The organism is Demequina litoralis, from assembly GCF_030418455.1.
GTDB lineage: Bacteria > Actinomycetota > Actinomycetes > Actinomycetales > Demequinaceae > Demequina > Demequina litoralis.
The window spans coordinates 104,903-122,511 of record NZ_JAUHPW010000006.1 but is presented as its reverse complement, the minus strand read 5'-3'; the positions used below and the strand labels follow the sequence as shown (position 1 = coordinate 122,511).

Genomic DNA, 17,609 nt, shown 5'->3' with positions numbered 1-17,609 from the left:
GCGGGTCAGGCCATAGACCGCAGCAGCGCCTCGAGCCGTTCCGCCGACTCGCGCATGCGCGCGACGCCGCCGAGGTTGAGGTAGCCGGTGCGGTGGTAGTCGTCGGGGAACATGTGGCTCGTCACGAGCATCGTGCCCGCGGGCGTCTCGCCCATGTCGATCCGCATCCACGTGAGCACGTCGGGGAAGAGCTCCGAGATGAACGTGTAGGTGAGCTGGGACTGCGGCTCGACGCGGTCGTAGCGGCCGTAGAAGCTGAAGGTGTTGCCCTCGGGGTCCGACTGCACCACGCGCCACGAGCCGCCGGGCTCGACGTCCATGTCGACGCTGCGGTTGACGTAGCCGTGGGGCGCCCACCACTGCTGCACGTAGAGCGGCTCGGTCACGGCGGTCCACACGCGCGGGAGGGGGAACGCCAGCCTCGCGGTCGACACGAGCACGGGAGGATCGGCGGGCGCCTCGAACGAGATGTCCATCACGCTCCCCAGGGTCGTCGGGCGCGCGGCCCGTCCTGCCCTCAGCCTGATAGCAGGAGGGTCGCGCGTCAACCGGAGCCCCGCATCGTCCGGGTCCGGTACGGGTCAGGAGCCGGGCCGGAGCACCTGCTTCCCGACGCGCAGCCCCTTGGCGGCCTTCGAGTCGGGGCCGTTGCGCTCCTCGACCTTGTCCGCGATCGCCCCCAGCGCCCATGCGGCGACCGGGATCGCGATCGCCATGAACATCCAGCGTCCGAACCTGCGTCTCATCGATGCACCTCCGGGTTCGACAACGCGCGCACCGCGCCGGGGCTTCCCGCGCCGAGCGTAGCGTGGGGCCCATGAGCACCTCGCGGGCGACGGTCGACCACCTGCTCGAGCAGCTGGAGCCGCTGCCCGTGCGCGCCCGGGCGATGTTCGGCGAGCACGGGCTCTACTGCGACGAGACGTTCGTGGGCGTCATCTGTGACGACGTGCTGTTCCTCAAGCCCACCGCGGCGACCGACGGGCTCCCCGAGGGCGCGCCGTACCCGGGTGCGAAGGCGCATCGGATCGTCGTCGCGGAGACGGTCGAGGAGCCCGCGCTGCTCCAGCGGCTGGTCGCGGAGACCGCCGCGGCGCTGCCCGCGCGCCGGCGCTGAGGCACGGGCGCGCGGACCGCTCGGAGGGCTCGGACGGCGCGGGCGGTCAGCGGGTCGGGTCGACCAGCCCCGCGTGCGGCGCGGCCTCCGCGGCCGCCTTCTCGGCCTCGATCCGCTTGGAGGCGCGCAGGCTGGTGACCGTGGTGACGGCGAGCACGCCGACGATGACGACCAGCGACAGCGTGGTCGGCACCGTCGGGACGCCAGGCCACACGCCGTGCGCCCAGTGGAGCACCAGCTTGACGCCGATGAACGCGAGGATGATCGACAGCCCGTAGCCCAGGTGCACGAGCTTGGACAGCGCGCCCTCGAGCACGAAGTACAGCGCGCGCAGGCCCAGCAGGGCGAAGGCGTTGGTCGCGAAGACGAGGTAGGGGTCCGCGGTGATGCCGTAGACGGCGGGCACCGAGTCGACCGCGAACACGATGTCGGTGAAGATGATGGCCGCCATCACGAGCGCGAGCGGGGTGAGCGCGCGCCGGCCGTTGCGGATCACGGTGGCCTTCGTGCCCTCGTACTCGCCGGTGACGGGGAAGAAGCGGCTCATGACCCGGACGATGCGCATCTGCTCGGGGTCGATCTCCTCGTCCTCCTCGCTGCGCGCGTCGCGGAAGACCTTGATCGCGGTGGCGAGCAGGATCGCGCCGAAGAGCAGGAAGGTCCAGTCGAACGTGGCGATGAGGCCCGCGCCGAGCGCGATGAAGATGCCGCGCAGCACGATCGCGCCGGCCACGCCGATGAGGAGCACGCGCTGCTGGAGGATCCGCGGCACCGCGAAGGCGCTGAGGATGAGGATGAAGACGAAGAGGTTGTCGACGGACAGGGACTTCTCGACGATGTAGCCGGTGTAGTACTTCACGCCGATGTCGTGGCCGTGGGCGGCCCACACCCACGCGCCGAACGCGAGCGGGATCGCGATGTAGAACGCGGTCCAGCCGAGCGCCTCCTTGAAGGACACCTCGTGCGGCTTCCGCGTGACGATGAAGTCGAAGATCAGCAGGCCGATGACGGCCAGGATCGTGCCGATCCACAGCGCCGGGGTGGCGATGGTGGTGAGCGCGGCGTCGGCGGCCGGCGTCTCGAGGACGAGCGGGGACATGGGTCTCCTCAGGTACGACAAGCTCCTGAGGTCTCCTTCGCCGCTGGTGCGGCGCCCGCCCGGGAGGATCCACGGAGATCTCGTACTGACCGGAACGGGGCTTGAGAAGTACTCCCCTCGAGGGTCAAGGGTAAGGGATGGATGACCCCTCCACACAAGCGGTCCGCCGAGCCCCGGATCTCGGGCGTCCGCAGCGCGACACGCCGAGGACACTCCCGCGCGAGGGTGGAGGAGTGCCTCGGGCGCGTGGAGGGGTCACCGGGGTCAGAGCAGCGCGCGGAAGGCCTCGGCCGCGCGCTCCGGCGCGCCCTCGCCGAGCGCGAGGAACAGGCTCGGCTCGGTGAGCTCGAGCTCGAGCACCACCGGTCCGTCGGCGGTGGGCAGCAGGTCGACGCGCACGTAGGCGAGGTCGGGGTGGCCCAGGCCCGGCAGCGCGGCGACGATGCGGTCGGCGAGGTCGCGCTCGGCCTCGCTCGCGGTGGTGCCCGCCACCTTCTCGTCCGCGTAGAGGCCCGTCTCCCACGACATGTCCGCGGACAGGATGGCGGCCTTGCGGGCGGCGTGGGAGAAGCGTCCACCCAGGTAGACCAGCGCGGTCTCGCCGGCGGTGTCGACCTCCGCGAGGTAGGGCTGCAGCATCGCGACCTTGCCCTGCGCGTGCAGCGCCTCCACGTGCGCCCGGGCGCCCGCCTCGTCGCCGTCGAACAGCCGTGCGCCGTTCGAGCCTGCCCCCACCGACGGCTTCACCACGAGGTGCCCGTCCAGGGCGACCACCGCATCGTCCGGCCGCTCGCCGGGAGCGACGAACGTGGTCGGCACCGTCGGGAAGCCCGCGGCCGCGAGGTCCCCCAGGTAGCGCTTGTCGGTGTTCCACGCGACCGTGTCGACCGGGTTGAGCAGGCGCGTGACGGACGATGCGGCGCGCGCCCACGCGAGGAACTCCTCGAGCCGGTCGTGGTAGTTCCAGGTGCTGCGGAGGATCGCGACGTCGTACGCGCTCCAGTCCACCTCCGGGTCGTCCCACGCGACGAGGGCCGCCTCCGGCAGGTGCGGCAGCAGGAGGTCCTCGTCCGCGTCGGGGACGGAGAGCTCGAGCGTGGTGACGATGGCGATCCGGGCGGTCATGCTCGACAACCTAGCGTCCGGCGTGGACGGCCCCCGCGCGCGGGCGCACCCGGCTACCCTCACGGTCAGGAGGTGGCGATGTCGCGCTGGGGTCAGGTGCTCGGGGCGTCCGCGGGCGTCCTTGTGGGCGCGGGCCTGCTCTACGGCACCTACCTCACGGTCTCCCCCGTGCTCTTCCCCGAGGACGGGCGTACAGCCGCGCCGGCCGCCTCCGCGAGCCCGTCGTCCAGCGCCTCGGCCACCGCCGCCGAGGTCGACGGGTGCGTCTGGGAGTCGCTCAGGAAGAAGCAGCGCCCGGGCTACCTCAAGGACGAGCCCGAGGGCCTTCCCCAGGCCCGCAGGATGACCGACGCGACGTGGGAGTGCATCGACGAGTCGTGGGCGGTCGAGGTGCACAGCGCCGGCGGCGACACCTGGCGACCCGGCGGCACGGCGCAGGCGCTGTACCTCGCCGCCCCCGACGGCGACCTCCTCAAGCTGTTCGACCTGCGCACCGACGTCGCCGTCACCGTGCTCGAGTCCGACATCGACGCACGCCTCGCGTGGACCGCGCGCCAGGGCGAGGGCGACGGCTTCCAGGTGGTGCAGGTCGAGCTCGACACCGGGTTCGTGCTCGACGCCTGGGGCGACGGCGAGGTCCCGAGCCTCCAGCGCGACCGGCAGGGCAACGTCTACGACGTCGAGCCGTTCGGGCCGTTCGACGGCGGCGGCACCCTCTGGGCCGGCTACTCCGGCTCCGGCGTCCTGCAGTCGCTGTTCGTGCGCGAGGACGATGCGCAGTTCCGTGCCTTCGCGTCGCAGCGGGTCCTCGACACCCTCGTCGAGGAGGGGGCCGTCGACGCGCAGGCCGACCCGGGCGTGGAGGTGTGGACCAGCAAGGGCGGCACCACGGCGGTCTACCTCGCGCAGCAGCTCGACGACTCGGGCCGCAACCCTGGCTCCACGGGCGCGGGCACGTGGGTGGTGGTGGACCTGGTGAAGGACGAGTGGCGGCTCGCGGCGGCGAGCCTGCCGGCCCAGCTGTGCCTGCCCGCGCCGGGCACCTACGTGCCCGGCACCTACCGCGACCCGGGCGAGCTGCAGGCGGTGTGCCGCAAGGGCGCCAACGAGCGCGTCTACCGGCTCACGGTGGGCGGCGACCCCGTCGAGGTCGACGCCGGAGGACCGTAGCCTCGTCCGATCCTTATGCTGGCCGAATCCGGCTGCGCCTAGGCTGTCCCGGCCGTCCGGCGCACGCGCCCCCGTGGGTGCGCCGGACGGCCCGCGGATGAAGGGAGGCCGGGCGTGAGGGTGCTCGTCGTCGAGGACCATGCCGTCCTCGCACGTGAGGTCGCGACCGGCCTGCGCAGGTCCGGCTTCGCGGTGGACGTGGCGCGCGACGGCGAGGAGGCGCTCGCCAAGGCAGCGGTGAACCCGTACGACGTCGTCGTGCTCGACCGCGACCTCCCGCGCGTGCCCGGCGACGAGGTGTGCCGGGCGCTGTCCGCCGCGCCCGAGCCGCCTCGCATCCTCATGCTCACGGCCGCGGGCCGTCTCGAGGACATCCTGGAGGGGCTGGGGCTCGGCGCCGACGACTACCTCGCGAAGCCGTTCGCGATGGCCGAGCTCGCGGCGCGCGTCCGCACCCTCGGCCGCCGTGCCGGAGCGGCCCCGCGCCCCCACGTGCGTGTCGGCGGGCTGGAGATCCGCCCCGACGAGCACGTCGTCGAGCGCGACGGACGCGCGATCACGCTCTCGCCCAAGGAGTTCGGCGTGCTCGAGGTGCTCGCCGCCCACCCCGGCCGGGTCGTGTCCGCCGAGACGCTGCTCGAGAAGGTGTGGGACGAGTACGCGGACCCGCTCACCAACTCGGTGCGCGTGACGATGGTGACGCTGCGCCGCAAGCTCGGCGAGCCGGCCCTCATCGAGACCGTCAAGGGCGTGGGCTACGTGCTCCGTTGGGGGGACGACGCATGAGGGTCACCATCCGCACGAAGCTCACCGCGCTGTTCGCGCTGCTGTTCGTGGTGCTCGCGGGCGTCCTCGTCACCACGGCCTACCTCTTCGTCGCGAGCGCGACCACCCCCGAGGCCCAGCGTGCCGACCGCCAGCAGCTCCTCGAGGAGGCGCTCGCGGAGCAGGGGATCACGGTGCCCGCGACGCCCAGCCCGACCCCGGTGCCGGGTGGGCGGCCGGACGATGCGGTGGGCCAGGTGCTCGACAGCATCGCCCTCGAGGCGCGCCAGCGCGTGCTCGACGACCTGCTCCAGCGCTCGCTGCTCGCGTTCGCGCTGTCCGCGCTCGTGGCCGTGGCGCTGGCGTGGTGGCTCGCGGGCCGGGTGCTGCGCCCGGTCGACGAGATCTCGCACGCGGCGAGCACGCTGTCGGAACGCACGCTCGACCGGAGGCTGCCCGAGGACGGCCCGGACGACGAGTTCGGACGCCTGCGGCGCGCGTTCAACGGCATGCTCGGACGTCTCGAGGCCGCCTTCGACGCGCGGCAGCGCTTCGCCGCGGATGCCTCGCACGAGCTGCGCACGCCCCTCGCGGTGCTGCGGGCGTCCGCGGACAACGTGCTGTCGTCGTCGCGTCCGTCGAAGCAGGCGCGCGAGCTCGCCGAGGAGGTCGAGCAGCAGGTGGGACGCGCCGACTCGCTCATGACGAGCCTGCTCACGCTCGCCCGCGCCGACGACGTCATCCACACCCGCGAGCCGGTCGACCTCGCGGATATCGCCGCGGAGGTGGTGTCCGCGGCCTCGCCGCGCGCGACGGCGGCGGGCATCGCGATCGACCTCGACATCGCCGACGCGCCCGTGCTCGGCGACCCGGTGCTCCTCGAGCGGATGCTCGCGAACCTCGTCGACAACGCGCTGCGCTACAACCGGGACGCCGACCCCTGGGTGCGGTGCCGCGTGCGGACCGATGCGGGTCGCGCGTTCGTCGAGGTGTCCAACGCGGGACCCGCGCTCGCGGCGGCGGACATCCCCGCGCTGTTCGAGCGCTTCTCGCGCGGCGACCAGCGCTCCGAGATCGCGGGCCACGGCCTGGGCCTGCCGATCGTCGCGCGGGTCGCCCGCGTCCACGAGGGCGTCGTCGACGCGTGGCCCGGCGACGAGGGCGGGCTCGGCGTGCGCGTCTCGCTGCCCGCGCGTCACGACGAGCAGGCTGCCTAGGACGGGTCCCCGGCCGCATCGTGCCGGGACGATGCGGCGCGGGCGGCGGCGAGCGCCGGACGCGTGCGCATCGTGGTGGCGGAGGTGAGGTCGCTGAGCGAGCGGCGGTCGCGGCGGGCGAGCACGGACAGCAGCTCGGCGACGAGCATGACGGGCAGCAGCGAGGGGATGATCGCCCACGGCGCCCAGCGCACGGCCCAGCGGGACACCAGCCTCCCCGCCCGAGGACGCCCGCCGTCGTCGACGTCGACCGGCGCGATGTTGAGGAGGAGCTGGCCCGGGGTGGTGCCCTCCCGCGCGAGGAGCGACGGGGCGAGGATCACGGCCGCGCCCGCGGCGAGGTTGACGCCGATCGTGAGGGCGGGATGGTCGATGCGGGCCTGCGCGTCCGCGAGCGACCCTCCGTCGGCGAGTGTCAGCACGATCGCGACGGTGGCCGCGAAGGACGCCGTGGTGACGGCGAGCAGGTCGACCGCGAGGGCGAGGGCGCGCCGCAGCACGGAGGGCGGCGCGAGGTCGGGAACGGCCGCGGGGGTGGCGAACGGGCGGCGCGCGACGGCGCGGGACAGCAGCATGCCGAGCGCGCCGCCGAGCGTGTTGGCGAGCAGGTCGTCGACGTCGAACGTCCGGTAGGGGCACGGGTAGAGGCCGAGCACCGCGGTGCCCTGGACCAGCTCGATGAGCAGCGAGGTGCCGGCCGCCGCGCCGACGACGGCGGCCGCGCGCCACCGCGTGGCCTGGTGGAGGAAGAAGCCGTACGGCACGAACAGCGCGACGTTGAGCGCGACCTGGAGGAAGGCGAAGCCGGTGAGCGCGCCGAGGAGGCCCGCCTCGCCCACGTCGCGCAGGATCGGCGCGACCGAGCCGAGGGGGATGAGCTGCCAGCCCGCCTCGACGGTGCCGCCCTCGCACGCGAGCTGACCCGGCCGCGGCAGCGGGAAGACGGTGAAGGCGGCGAGCGCGCTCGCGGAGGCCACCAGCCCGAGAGCGCTGAGGAGCGGCCAGGGGGCGAGGCGCCCGAAGCGGCGCACGACGAGGCCGAGCGTGGGAAGCATCGCGAGCGGGAGGACGGCGACCGTGAGCACCGCGGTGACGAGGGTGTCGACGGTGAGGTCCGGACCCATGGATCCACCCTAGGGCGACGATGCGCCTGGTGGAGGGGGGAATATCCGGCGTCGGCGTCCCAGGGGGAGGGAGCGGGACGCCGACGCACGGAAGGGGTGCGGCTCGGGCGGCCAAGTCCCCGGATGGACGCCCGAGCCACGATTCTCATCGGATGGCCTCTGTGCCATCGCGAAAACCTTGTGTCTCCGACGGTATCGGCCGTCCGCCGGAACCGGAGGGGACCTAGGTCCCGTCGTTTCCGGCATCCGGTGGCGGATCAGACGTGGGGCGGTGTCGGGGGCTGCTCGACGGCCTCCTCGCGCTCCGACGGCGGGGGCGCATCGGGCAGCCCCGCCGCGTCGCCGCGCTCGGTGCTGCGACGCAGCACGCCGGCGCTCGCGAGCACGAGGACGAGCGCGAGCCCCGCGCCCGCGGCGCTCATCCCGAGGCCGGCCCGCGAGCCGCTGGTCTCGATGAGGCCGCCCGCGAGCCACGCTCCGAACGCGACGCCCACGCCCATGCCGATGCGCAGCCACGCCATGCCCTCGGTGATCTGGTCCCGGCGCACCACCCGCTGCACCACGGTGTCCGCGTTGGTGAGCGTCGGCGCGATGGTGAGACCGGCCAGCAGGCCGAGCCCCGCGAGCCACCACACGTTCGGCGCGAGCGCGAGGGAGCCGAAGCCGACGGTCATGAGCAGCGCCGTCACCACGGTGCGCTTCCACAGCGGGGCGTGCCAGTGGCGGGACCCGTAGTAGAGGCCACCCAGCAGCGAGCCCGCGGAGACGATCGCTATGACGATGCCCGACAGCGTCTGGCGGCCGGCCTCGTCCGCGAACGCGACCACCGAGATGTCGAAGGCGCCGAACATCGCCCCGATGCCCACCGTCACGAGCGACACCGCGATGACGGCGGCCGGCAGGCGCAGACCGAGCGAGCCCGCCGAGCCGCCCGCGCGAGGCTCCGGCTCCGTGCCCGTCTGCGCGAGCAGGATGGCCATCCCGATCACGAGGCCGGCGAGGCACACGACCACCCCGAGCGGCGGCCACACGAGGGTCGCGAGGATCGTCGCGAGGGCCGGTCCGGACACGAAGAGCACCTCGTCGAGCGCACCCTCGAGCGAGAACGCGGTGTGGATGTCGCGGTCCGTGTCGAGCAGATGCGACCAGCGGGCGCGCGTGAGCGACCCGAGCGGGCCCTGGATCGACGCGACCGCGACGGTGAGCCACAGCAGCCACTCGGGCCCCTCGGACATCGCGGTGACGATCGCGCCGACGGCGCCCAGGACGAAGACCAGCGTGAGCGGGATCATCGCGCGGCGCTGGCCGATGCGGTCGACGAGCCGCGCGGTCGGCACGGTCTGCGCGGCCCACACGAGCGTCCCCACCGCCGCCACGCGGCCGGCCATGGCGTAGCTGTCGTACTGCAGCTGGACCATGAGGATCACCGAGATGTTGAACATCGAGATGGGCAGCCGGGCGAGCAGGCCGGCCGCCGCGAAGGCCTTCGCTCCGGGATGCGCGAGGATCACGCGGTAGTTGTCGAGCACCTGGAAATGCTCCCATCCCGGGCGCCGGAGCACGATTCGGGCACAACTCTCGCCAGATGTGACAGATGGGGTTAACGTGACGAAAGGTGCGCGCGCGCCGGTGGGTGCGGCGAGGACATCGCTCGGGAGGTCTCGTGCCCACACGTCGTCGGGGATTGTCTGCTCTGCTGGTGATCCTGCTCGCGAGCCTCGGCATCGTCGCCGGCGCCACCGTCGCCGCCGCCGAGCCCGCCGCGCAGCTGTCGATCACCAAGACGGCGAGCGAGACCGAGGTGGTGCCGGGCCAGACGTTCGACTTCAACATCAACATCCAGTGCACGACGTTCGCCCAGGGCTGCACCAACGCGCAGCTGAACGACGCGCTTCCCGCCGGGCTCACCCCCATCAACGTCTCGGTCACGTCCAACTCGGGCTTCACCTCGTCGATCGACGGGCAGAACGTGAACGTGACGTTCACGGACCCGATCTCGGACCCCGCGGACTCGATCGGCATGGCGGCGGGCAACACCGCCGAGATCATCATCACCGTCGTGGTCGACGACCTCCCCTACTCGGAGGACGGGGTCCCGCTCACCAACGAGGCGCTCGTCGACGCGACCAACCCGGACTCGACGTGCGTGCCGGCGACCCCCAACGCGGTGCCCCCGTGCGCCGACACGGCCACGGTCATCCCCAACGTGCCGCTGGACCTCACCACCGACATCACCAAGGCGTTCGACGCGCCCACGTCCGCGCTCGCGGAGCCCGGCGCGGACGCGAGCTTCTCGCTCACGGCCACCAACACGTCCGACGAGGGCGTCACCGAGATGGTGGTCCAGGACCCGGCGAACCCCGCCGCGGCGGGCGGCACCTTCGACTACTTCACCCTGAGCTCGCTCGACTACGGGCCGCCGTATCCGCCCGACGCGGACCAGGCCGAGCTCGAGCTCTACATCGACGGCGCATGGGTGCCGGTCACCGAGATCCCGGCCGACACGAGCAACGTGGGCGGCTTCCGGGTCACCTACTCGAGCTCCACCGGCGGGCTGATCCAGCCGGGCTCGTCGGTGACCATCGACGCCGGCCTCGAGCAGCGCGACAACGGCGCGGTCGACACCGCGATCCCCGTGACGAACACCGCCACGAGCGAGGTCTCGCGCGACGACGAGACCGGGACCGACAGCGACGACGACACGTACACGCTGCTGCCGAACGTGCCGTCGGTCGAGGCGGGCAAGACCATCACCCCGGACAGCGCGCCGCACGGCAGCGACTTCAACGCCGAGCTCACCGGCGAGAACACGTGGACGGAGAACCTCGAGCACCTCACGCTCACCGAGCCCGCCGACGGCACGCCCGGCTTCGACGACTCGATGTCGTTCGAGGGCTTCGCCGACCCGTTCGTGTGGCCCGCCGGCGCCACGAGCGCGACCATCGTCTACGAGTGCGCGGGCACGGACGCCGCCGCGCAGGACATCCCCGTCGGCGGCTCGCCGCCCCCGCCTCCCGCGGGCTGCGAGGTCACGCGCTTCACCATCGACTTCGTCGGGGACATGCCGCCCGGCGACAGCGCGACCGTCAACGTCACGCTCGGCACGGACCCGGACGATCCCAACGAGCTCACCCAGCACGACGACACCGTCGGCGTCGAGGGCACCTCGCCGTCGGACGTCACGGGCACCGACGAGGCCGACGACGACTTCTCGACCTTCCTCGCGCTGCTCGATGCGACGCAGGGCAAGAACCTCATCCCCGGCACGATCTTCGGCAACGCCGGCGAGTGGATCGTCGCGACGCTGCCCGGCGGCACCACCACCGCGCCCACCGAGGTCCCCTTCCCGGACGACGCGACCACCGTCGGCGCCGGGCAGATCGTGGTGCAGGACCCGCCCGCGACCAGCGCGACCGACGACACCCCGGTGCTGCCGAGCGAGTTCTGGGACGCCTTCGACCCCACCGAGATCGCGTCGGTCGCCGTGCTCGCGGACAGCACCCTCACCGTCAACTACTGGGACGGCGACTCGTGGGAGACCCTCGCGGGTCCCATCACGGGCCCGACGACGTGGTCGTACACGGGCCCGTGGCCCGACGACATCGGCGGCCTCCAGTTCGTCTACGACTCGACCTCCGAGTCCGGCTTCCCGCCCGGCACCACGGTGCAGCCGAACATCGTCTTCGAGCTCGCCGAGGACTACTTCGGCGACGAGCCCCTCGTCATCGAGAACTGCGCGACCGCGGGCGCCACCTCCGACCTCACCGACCCGGCGCTGTCCGACGAGGGCTGCGACGAGGTGGAGATCCTGCCGATCGACCCCGACTCGGGCGGCAACGGCAACGGCGGCACGGAGGAGTACGTCGAGAAGGACATCATCCAGCAGGTGGTCGCCGCGCGTACCGGCGACATCATCCAGGCCGAGCTCCTGTGGGGCACCGGCGGTGTCTCGGGCGTCGACTCGATGACCATCTCCGACATCCCCGACCCCGCGGGCACGCCGATCGCGGAGTCCTTCTACGAGGCCTTCGACCTCGTCTCGATCGACCCGATCACCACCGCCACCGACCCCCTGATGCAGTGGGACCAGGTGGCGGCCGTCGAGCTGTACCGCGAGGGGCAGGGCTGGGTCGACGCCACCAACGACCCGTGCCCCGACGCGTGCGACGGCACCTTCCCGGGGTACACGCTGACCGCCGCGGAGCAGGCGGACACGATCGGCGTGCGGCTCGTGTTCGTCGAGGGCTCGGCCCGTCTCACCACCACCGACCCGACGGCGCCCCCGGCCGGATCCGGCGTCGCGCGCACCTTCGACGAGTCGCGTCCCATCACCCTCAACTTCCAGATCCGCGACGACCGCCGCTCGGACGGCAGCCCGGTCACCGGCCACGACTCCTACAACGAGGGCGACCCGGTCGAAGGCGAGGCGCTCATCCGGGACGATGCGGGCGCCACCGCGGTGATCGACGACGAGACCTACACGGACGAGGACTCCGACGTCATCGCGATCGTCGACGTGCCGCTCAACGTGGGCCTCGACAAGCAGTGGACCGGCGGCCCGCTCGGCGACCCGCCGGCGGGCACCGCGCCCGAGGACTACCCGTCGGGCCGCGTCACGCTGACGGCGGACAACCTCACGCAGGCCCGCATCGACCACCTCGTCCTCGAGGACCCCAGCTCGGCGGGCACGAGCCCGTTCGACTTCTTCAACCTCACCGGCTTCGTGAGCATGCAGGTGCCCGACGGCACCGAGTCGTGGACCATGACGCTCGACGTCGACAGCAACGGCGACGGCGTCGCGGACACCACCACCGTGATCTCGTCGACCCCCGGGGACCCCGACGACGCCACGCCCCTCACGTCGATCCCGCGCGCGGACCTGCTGAACGTGGTCGGCCTGTCGATCGACTACGAGGGCCGCATCGAGCCCGACGCGCAGGCCGTGCTCGTGTTCGACCTCCAGCTGAGGGCGACCAACCGCACCACGGGCGAGGACATCGAGGCGCCGCTCGAGCCCGACGTCCTCACCATCCCCAACGGGGCCACGGCCACGGTGGACGATGCGGGCCGCGACCCCGAGGTCCAGCCCGACCCTCCCACGGTGGACGACACGGCGACCATCGACATCACCGGCCTCGACCTGGGCCTCACGGTCGAGAAGCAGTTCGGCCCGCTGGACGGCAGCGACTGGACCCAGGACGGCTTCTCGCAGACCGAGCCCGACCAGAGCCAGTTCGGGATGCTGCTGACGGCGCACCCCAGCGGTTCCGCCCGCATCGGCATGATGCAGATCCGGGACACGGACGAGACCTTCTGGAACGCGTACGAGTTTGTCGGCTTCGGCGACTTCTCCTTCGACGATCCGATCGACCAGGTGCAGATCGACGTGCTCACGGGCGGCACGTTCACCGAGGTCGACGGCGAGGTCGTGGTCACCGGCGCGGACTGGGTGGACGGCGAGCCCGGCCCCGTCCCGGCGCTCCCCGCGGGGGTCGACCCGGAGGATGTCCAGGGCATCCGCATCACGTACACGCGCGAGGACGGCACGCAGTGGGAGAACTCGGAGGCGCCCAACCAGCAGATCCCCATCATCGTGCAGCGGCGCGACGAGCTGCTCACCGGCGGCGAGGTGCCCACCGACATGGCGGGCAACGACCCGGCGCCCGGCGAGACCGAGCCGGGCCGCTCGACCAACACGATCGACGGCATCGTGAGCTCGTACCTCGAGGACGCGAGCGGCAACCCGCTCCTCACCGTCCAGTCCGAGGACGACACCGCCTCCGTGCTGTACGAGCATGCGACCACCGCGGTGTCCGTGGAGAAGGACCCGACGGGCACCATCCCGCCCGGCAGCACCACCGACTTCGTGCTCACCATCACCAACACGGGCGACTGGCCGATCATCGACCCGGTCATCACCGACCGCCTCCCCACCGACGAGGACGGCCCGATGCTCGAGTTCGCGCTCGGCGACGACGACCCGTACTCCTACGGCCTCACCGGCGCGGCCCCCGATCCGGCGACCGGGCTGCCGATGCCGACGGACCCCGCCGACGTCACCGCGACGGTGTCCGGTGACGGCTCGGAGATCGAGTTCACGTTCCCGCCCGGCACGGTGCTCGAGGTGGGGCAGACCTACACGATCACCATCACGCTCTTCCCGCGTCCGGGCGTCGCGGCCGAGGTGCCGATGACGAACAGCTTCGGCATCGTGGGCGAGCGTCCCTTCGACGAGTGCGACGGCACGTTCGACGAGGAGACGGGCGAGTGCCAGGCCGACACCACGGTCGAGCTCGGCATCGCGGGCGCGCTGCGCTCAGGCAAGCTCGTCAAGGCGGACGACGACCTCCTCGGTGTCGAGCCGGCCGACTGCGAGCCGTACCTCGAGGACTTCTACGGTCCGAACTGCACGCCCATCACCGCGCCCGGGGACACCGAGACCTGGCGGATGCTGCTCCAGAACACGGGCACCGTGCCGCTGGACCGCGTGGTCGCGATCGACCTGCTGCCGACCGTGGGCGACACCGGCGCGATCAACACGACCGACCGCGGCTCGCAGTGGGATCCGCTCCTCGTCGACGCGCTCGTCGCGTACGGCGGCCCCGCCGCGACGGTCGAGGTGTACGGCACCACCGACGACCCGATCTGCACCGACGACCTCACGCCGGCGACGCCGTGCCCCGACGGCGCCTGGGTACCCATCGACGACATCGCCGACCTCAGCACGGTGACGGCGCTGCAGTACGACATCGTCTTCGACGAGCCGCTGCAGCCCGGCGAGTACATCACGCTCGACATGCAGACGCAGACGCCCGCGCTGTCCGAGACCCCGGGCGCGGACACGGTCGCCTACAACTCGGTCGCCACCGGCGGCGTGACGACGTCCGGGGGCGAGCTGCTCCCGACCGAGGGCAACCGGGTGGGCGTCATCCTCGCCACGGGCCCGCTCGAGGTGCTCAAGGAGGTCACGGGTGACGGCGTCGAGTTCGCGCCGGACGAGGTGACGGTCACGGTGGTCTGCACCTCGGTGGGCGAGACCGTCTACGACGAGACGTTCACCGTGCCGGTCGGCGAGGTCGTCACGATCGACGACCTGCCGTACGGATCGGAGTGCACCATCTCGGAGGAGGGTGCGGGCGAGACCTCGTCCGTCATCACCGAGGGCACCGTCGGGCGGGAGGATGATGCGGTGGTCGGCCGGGTGACGATCGAGAACACCTACGACCTCGCCGGCCTGGAGGTCACGAAGGCGGTCGAGTCCGACGCGGTCGACGCGGACGGGAACCCCATCGAGTTCGGTCCCTTCGACATCGAGGTGCGCTGCACCTTCCTCGGCGACGAGGTGTGGGGCACCGGCTACGACGCCGACAACCCCATGGACGCCACCCTGAGCGACGGCGAGAGCTTCGCGGTCGACGGGCTGCCCGCCGGAGCGGAGTGCACGGTCACCGAGACGGGCACGGCGGGGGCGTCGTCCATCACGGTCACCACGACCGCGGGCGACGACGATCCCGTCGAGAACGATGGCGACGCGGGCACGATCATCCTCGCGCCCGACGGGGAGGGCGACGGCAACACCGCCCTCGTCACCAACACCTTCGACGTGGGAGACCTGCGCCTGACCAAGCTCGTCACGGGCCCCGGCGCGGACCTGGTCGGAGCGGGGCCGTTCCTGTTCGACGTGGTGTGCACCCTCCCGCAGCCGGAGGGCGACATCGTCACCTGGGAGGGCGAGATCTCGCTCACCTACCCGACGTTCTCCTCGGAGACCATCACCGACATCGCGGCCGGCTCGACCTGCACGGTGACGGAGACGGACTCCGCCGGCGCCGACACCGTGGAGGTGGATCCGGGCGAGATCGTCATCGAGCCGGGGGCCACCGTCGACGTGACGGCCACGAACGGCTTCGACACCGGCAACCTCGTCATCACCAAGGCGGTGACGGGACCGGGGGCCGGCTACGCGCCCGACGAGTTCGTCGTGACCGTCACGTGCACCGCCGACGGCGGCACCGTCTTCGAGGAGACGTACACGCTCGACGGCGGCAACGGGTACACCGTCGAGATCGTCGACGAGATCCCGTACGGCGCGGAGTGCGTCGTCACCGAGGAGGACGCGGGCCAGACGACGATGACGACGGTGCCGGGCGAGGCGGTCATCGGCGAGGACGGCGCGATCGACGTCACGAACGACTACCAGCTCGCGGGCCTGGAGGTGACGAAGCTCGTCGAGTCGGACGCGGTCGACGCGGACGGCAACCCGATCGAGTACGGGCCGTTCGACGTCGAGGTGCGCTGCACGTTCCTCGGCGAGGAGGTGTGGGGCGACGGCTACGACGTCGACAACCCCATGGACGCCACGCTCAGCGACGGCGACACCTTCGCGGTCGACGGTCTGCCCGCCGGCGCGGAGTGCACCGTCACCGAGACGGAGACCTCGGGGGCGGCGAGCGTCACCGTGACCGTCACGGCGGGCGACGGCGAGCCCGAGGTGATCGACGGCAGCGAGGGCGACCTCGTGCTCGAGCCCGACGACAACACCGCGCTCGTCACCAACGCCTACGAGGTCGGCAGCCTCACGCTCACGAAGATCGTCGACGGGCCGGGGGCCGACCTCGTCGGTTGGGGACCCTTCGTCTTCGACGTGGTGTGCACGCTGCCGCAGGCGGGCGGCGACCTGGTCACGTGGGACGGGCAGGTGGAGCTCGCCTACCCCGACGCCACCGTGCTCACGATCGACGACATCGCGGCAGGCTCCGAATGCGTCATCACGGAGACCGATGCGGCGGGTGCCGACGAGGTCGAGGTGACGCCCGACACGGTCACCATCGGCGCCGACGAGAGCGTCGACGTCACCGCCACCAACTCGTTCCTCACCGGTGACCTCGCGATCCGCAAGCGCATCACGGGCCCGGGCCACGACTACGCGCCGGACGCCTTCGACGTCACCGTCGTCTGCACCGTCGACGGGGAGACGGTGTTCGAGGAGAGCTTCACGCTCGGCCCCGGTAACGGCTACTCGGTGATCATCCAGGACGAGATCCCGTACGGCGCCGAGTGCATCGTCACCGAGGAGGACGCCGGACAGACGTCCAGCACGATCGTGCCGGGCGAGGCGGTGGTCGGCGTCGACGACGAGGTGTTCGTCACGAACGACTACCAGCTCGCGAGCCTCGAGGTCACCAAGATCGTCGAGTCCGACGCGCTCGACTCCGACGGCGACATGCCGGACTACGGGCCGTTCACCATGGGCGTCGAGTGCACCTTCCTCGGCGAGGAGGTCTGGGGCGACGGCTACGGTCCCGGGCAGCCGATGATCGGGCAGGTGTCCGGCGGCGAGACGTGGACCATCGACGGCCTGCCGGCGGGCGCGGAGTGCACCGTCACCGAGCTCGACGGCGCGGGCGCGGTCGACACGCTCGTCGTGTCGACGATGGGCGACATCTCGTCGGTGACCTACGGCACCGGCGGCTGGGTGGAGCTCGTGCCGGACGGCGAGAACTCGGTGACCTTCACCAACACGTTCGAGGCGGGCGAGCTCGTCATCGAGAAGACGGTCGCCGGTCCCGGCGCCGACGAGCTCGGCTCGGGCCCGTTCGTGTTCTCCGTCGTGTGCACGCTCGACCAGCCCGGCGGCGCGCTCGTCACGTGGGACGACGAGGTGTCGCTCGGCGGCGGCGATCCGCTCACCGCCACGCTCGACACCATCGCCTCCGGCTCGGAGTGCGTGGTGACGGAGACCGACTCGGGCGGCGCCGACGACGTGCTCGTGCTCCCCGACCGTTCCGATCCCGACAGCGCCACCGTGACGGTCGAGGCCGGCGCCACGGTCACCGTGACGGCCCGCAACTGGTTCGCGGCACCCCCGACCACGGGCGTGATCAGCAGCACCGGCTTCGGCAGCTGGTGGCCGCTGGGCCTGGCGGGGCTGCTGGTGGCCGCCGGTGCGGTCCTGCTGGTCGTGCGACGCGGCCGGGGCTGAGCCGCCGGGG

Annotated in this window: 11 protein-coding genes; 5 read left to right on the top strand and 6 right to left on the bottom strand. The window is 72.2% G+C overall.

Translation table 11 applies throughout. The features are described 5' to 3' along the window. Positions 1-5: 5 nt before the first annotated feature. On the bottom strand, positions 6-476 hold the full coding sequence (locus QQX09_RS09185) for an SRPBCC domain-containing protein (RefSeq protein ID WP_301133743.1): 471 nt from the start codon (positions 474-476) through the stop codon (positions 6-8). A gap of 105 nt (positions 477-581) precedes the next feature. Continuing rightward, positions 582-746: a hypothetical protein gene (locus tag QQX09_RS09180; protein WP_156160946.1), complete on the bottom strand. Its 165-nt coding sequence runs from the start codon at positions 744-746 to the stop codon at positions 582-584. 71 nt (positions 747-817) lie between these two features. Between QQX09_RS09180 and QQX09_RS09175 the strand changes: the two genes are divergently transcribed. Beyond that, the gene (locus QQX09_RS09175; RefSeq protein WP_301133737.1) at positions 818-1,117 is read left to right on the top strand and encodes a TfoX/Sxy family protein; all 300 of its coding nucleotides are present in this window, start codon (positions 818-820) and stop codon (positions 1,115-1,117) included. Between the two features lie 46 nt (positions 1,118-1,163). On the opposite strand, the gene QQX09_RS09170 is transcribed toward QQX09_RS09175, so the two are convergent. Beyond that, positions 1,164-2,216, bottom strand: coding sequence for a TerC family protein (locus QQX09_RS09170; RefSeq protein WP_301133735.1), 1,053 nt, complete (start codon positions 2,214-2,216; stop codon positions 1,164-1,166). Between the two features lie 264 nt (positions 2,217-2,480). After that, positions 2,481-3,341, bottom strand: a complete 861-nt coding sequence (locus QQX09_RS09165) for an ATP-grasp domain-containing protein (RefSeq protein ID WP_301133732.1) — start codon at positions 3,339-3,341, stop codon at positions 2,481-2,483. A gap of 78 nt (positions 3,342-3,419) precedes the next feature. On the opposite strand from QQX09_RS09165, the gene QQX09_RS09160 reads away from it, so the two are divergent. From QQX09_RS09160 to QQX09_RS09150, 3 genes are all read left to right on the top strand, one after another. Continuing rightward, complete coding sequence (locus tag QQX09_RS09160) at positions 3,420-4,511, top strand: hypothetical protein (RefSeq protein ID WP_301133730.1); 1,092 nt, start codon at positions 3,420-3,422, stop codon at positions 4,509-4,511. A 114-nt stretch (positions 4,512-4,625) separates the two neighbouring features. Then, positions 4,626-5,297: a response regulator transcription factor gene (locus tag QQX09_RS09155; RefSeq protein WP_301133728.1), complete on the top strand. Its 672-nt coding sequence runs from the start codon at positions 4,626-4,628 to the stop codon at positions 5,295-5,297. Then, positions 5,294-6,493, top strand: a complete 1,200-nt coding sequence (locus tag QQX09_RS09150) for a sensor histidine kinase (RefSeq protein ID WP_301133725.1) — start codon at positions 5,294-5,296, stop codon at positions 6,491-6,493. The genes QQX09_RS09155 and QQX09_RS09150 overlap by 4 nt, the downstream gene beginning before the upstream one ends. Here QQX09_RS09150 and QQX09_RS09145 read toward each other — a convergent pair. Both QQX09_RS09145 and QQX09_RS09140 read right to left on the bottom strand, forming a co-directional pair. Then, positions 6,490-7,617: a VanZ family protein gene (locus QQX09_RS09145; protein ID WP_301133722.1), complete on the bottom strand. Its 1,128-nt coding sequence runs from the start codon at positions 7,615-7,617 to the stop codon at positions 6,490-6,492. The two genes, QQX09_RS09150 and QQX09_RS09145, sit on opposite strands and share 4 nt — an antisense overlap. A 257-nt stretch (positions 7,618-7,874) precedes the next feature. Continuing rightward, positions 7,875-9,146 carry an MFS transporter gene (locus QQX09_RS09140; RefSeq protein WP_301133719.1) on the bottom strand — a complete coding sequence of 424 codons (1,272 nt, stop codon included), beginning with the start codon at positions 9,144-9,146 and terminating at the stop codon, positions 7,875-7,877. 170 nt (positions 9,147-9,316) lie between these two features. Here QQX09_RS09140 and QQX09_RS09135 point away from each other — a divergent pair, with 170 nt between their 5' ends. Further along, a complete protein-coding gene (locus QQX09_RS09135) occupies positions 9,317-17,599 on the top strand; it encodes a DUF5979 domain-containing protein (RefSeq protein WP_301133718.1) in 8,283 nt (2,760 codons plus the stop codon). The last annotated feature ends 10 nt before the right edge of the window (positions 17,600-17,609 follow it).

Coding starts and splice junctions, on each gene's coding strand:
- QQX09_RS09185 (WP_301133743.1), bottom strand. CDS start 476: ATGGACATCTCGTTCGAGGCGCCCGCCGATCCTCCCGTGCTCGTGTCG.
- QQX09_RS09180 (WP_156160946.1), bottom strand. CDS start 746: ATGAGACGCAGGTTCGGACGCTGGATGTTCATGGCGATCGCGATCCCG.
- QQX09_RS09175 (WP_301133737.1), top strand. CDS start 818: ATGAGCACCTCGCGGGCGACGGTCGACCACCTGCTCGAGCAGCTGGAG.
- QQX09_RS09170 (WP_301133735.1), bottom strand. CDS start 2,216: ATGTCCCCGCTCGTCCTCGAGACGCCGGCCGCCGACGCCGCGCTCACC.
- QQX09_RS09165 (WP_301133732.1), bottom strand. CDS start 3,341: ATGACCGCCCGGATCGCCATCGTCACCACGCTCGAGCTCTCCGTCCCC.
- QQX09_RS09160 (WP_301133730.1), top strand. CDS start 3,420: ATGTCGCGCTGGGGTCAGGTGCTCGGGGCGTCCGCGGGCGTCCTTGTG.
- QQX09_RS09150 (WP_301133725.1), top strand. CDS start 5,294: ATGAGGGTCACCATCCGCACGAAGCTCACCGCGCTGTTCGCGCTGCTG.
- QQX09_RS09145 (WP_301133722.1), bottom strand. CDS start 7,617: ATGGGTCCGGACCTCACCGTCGACACCCTCGTCACCGCGGTGCTCACG.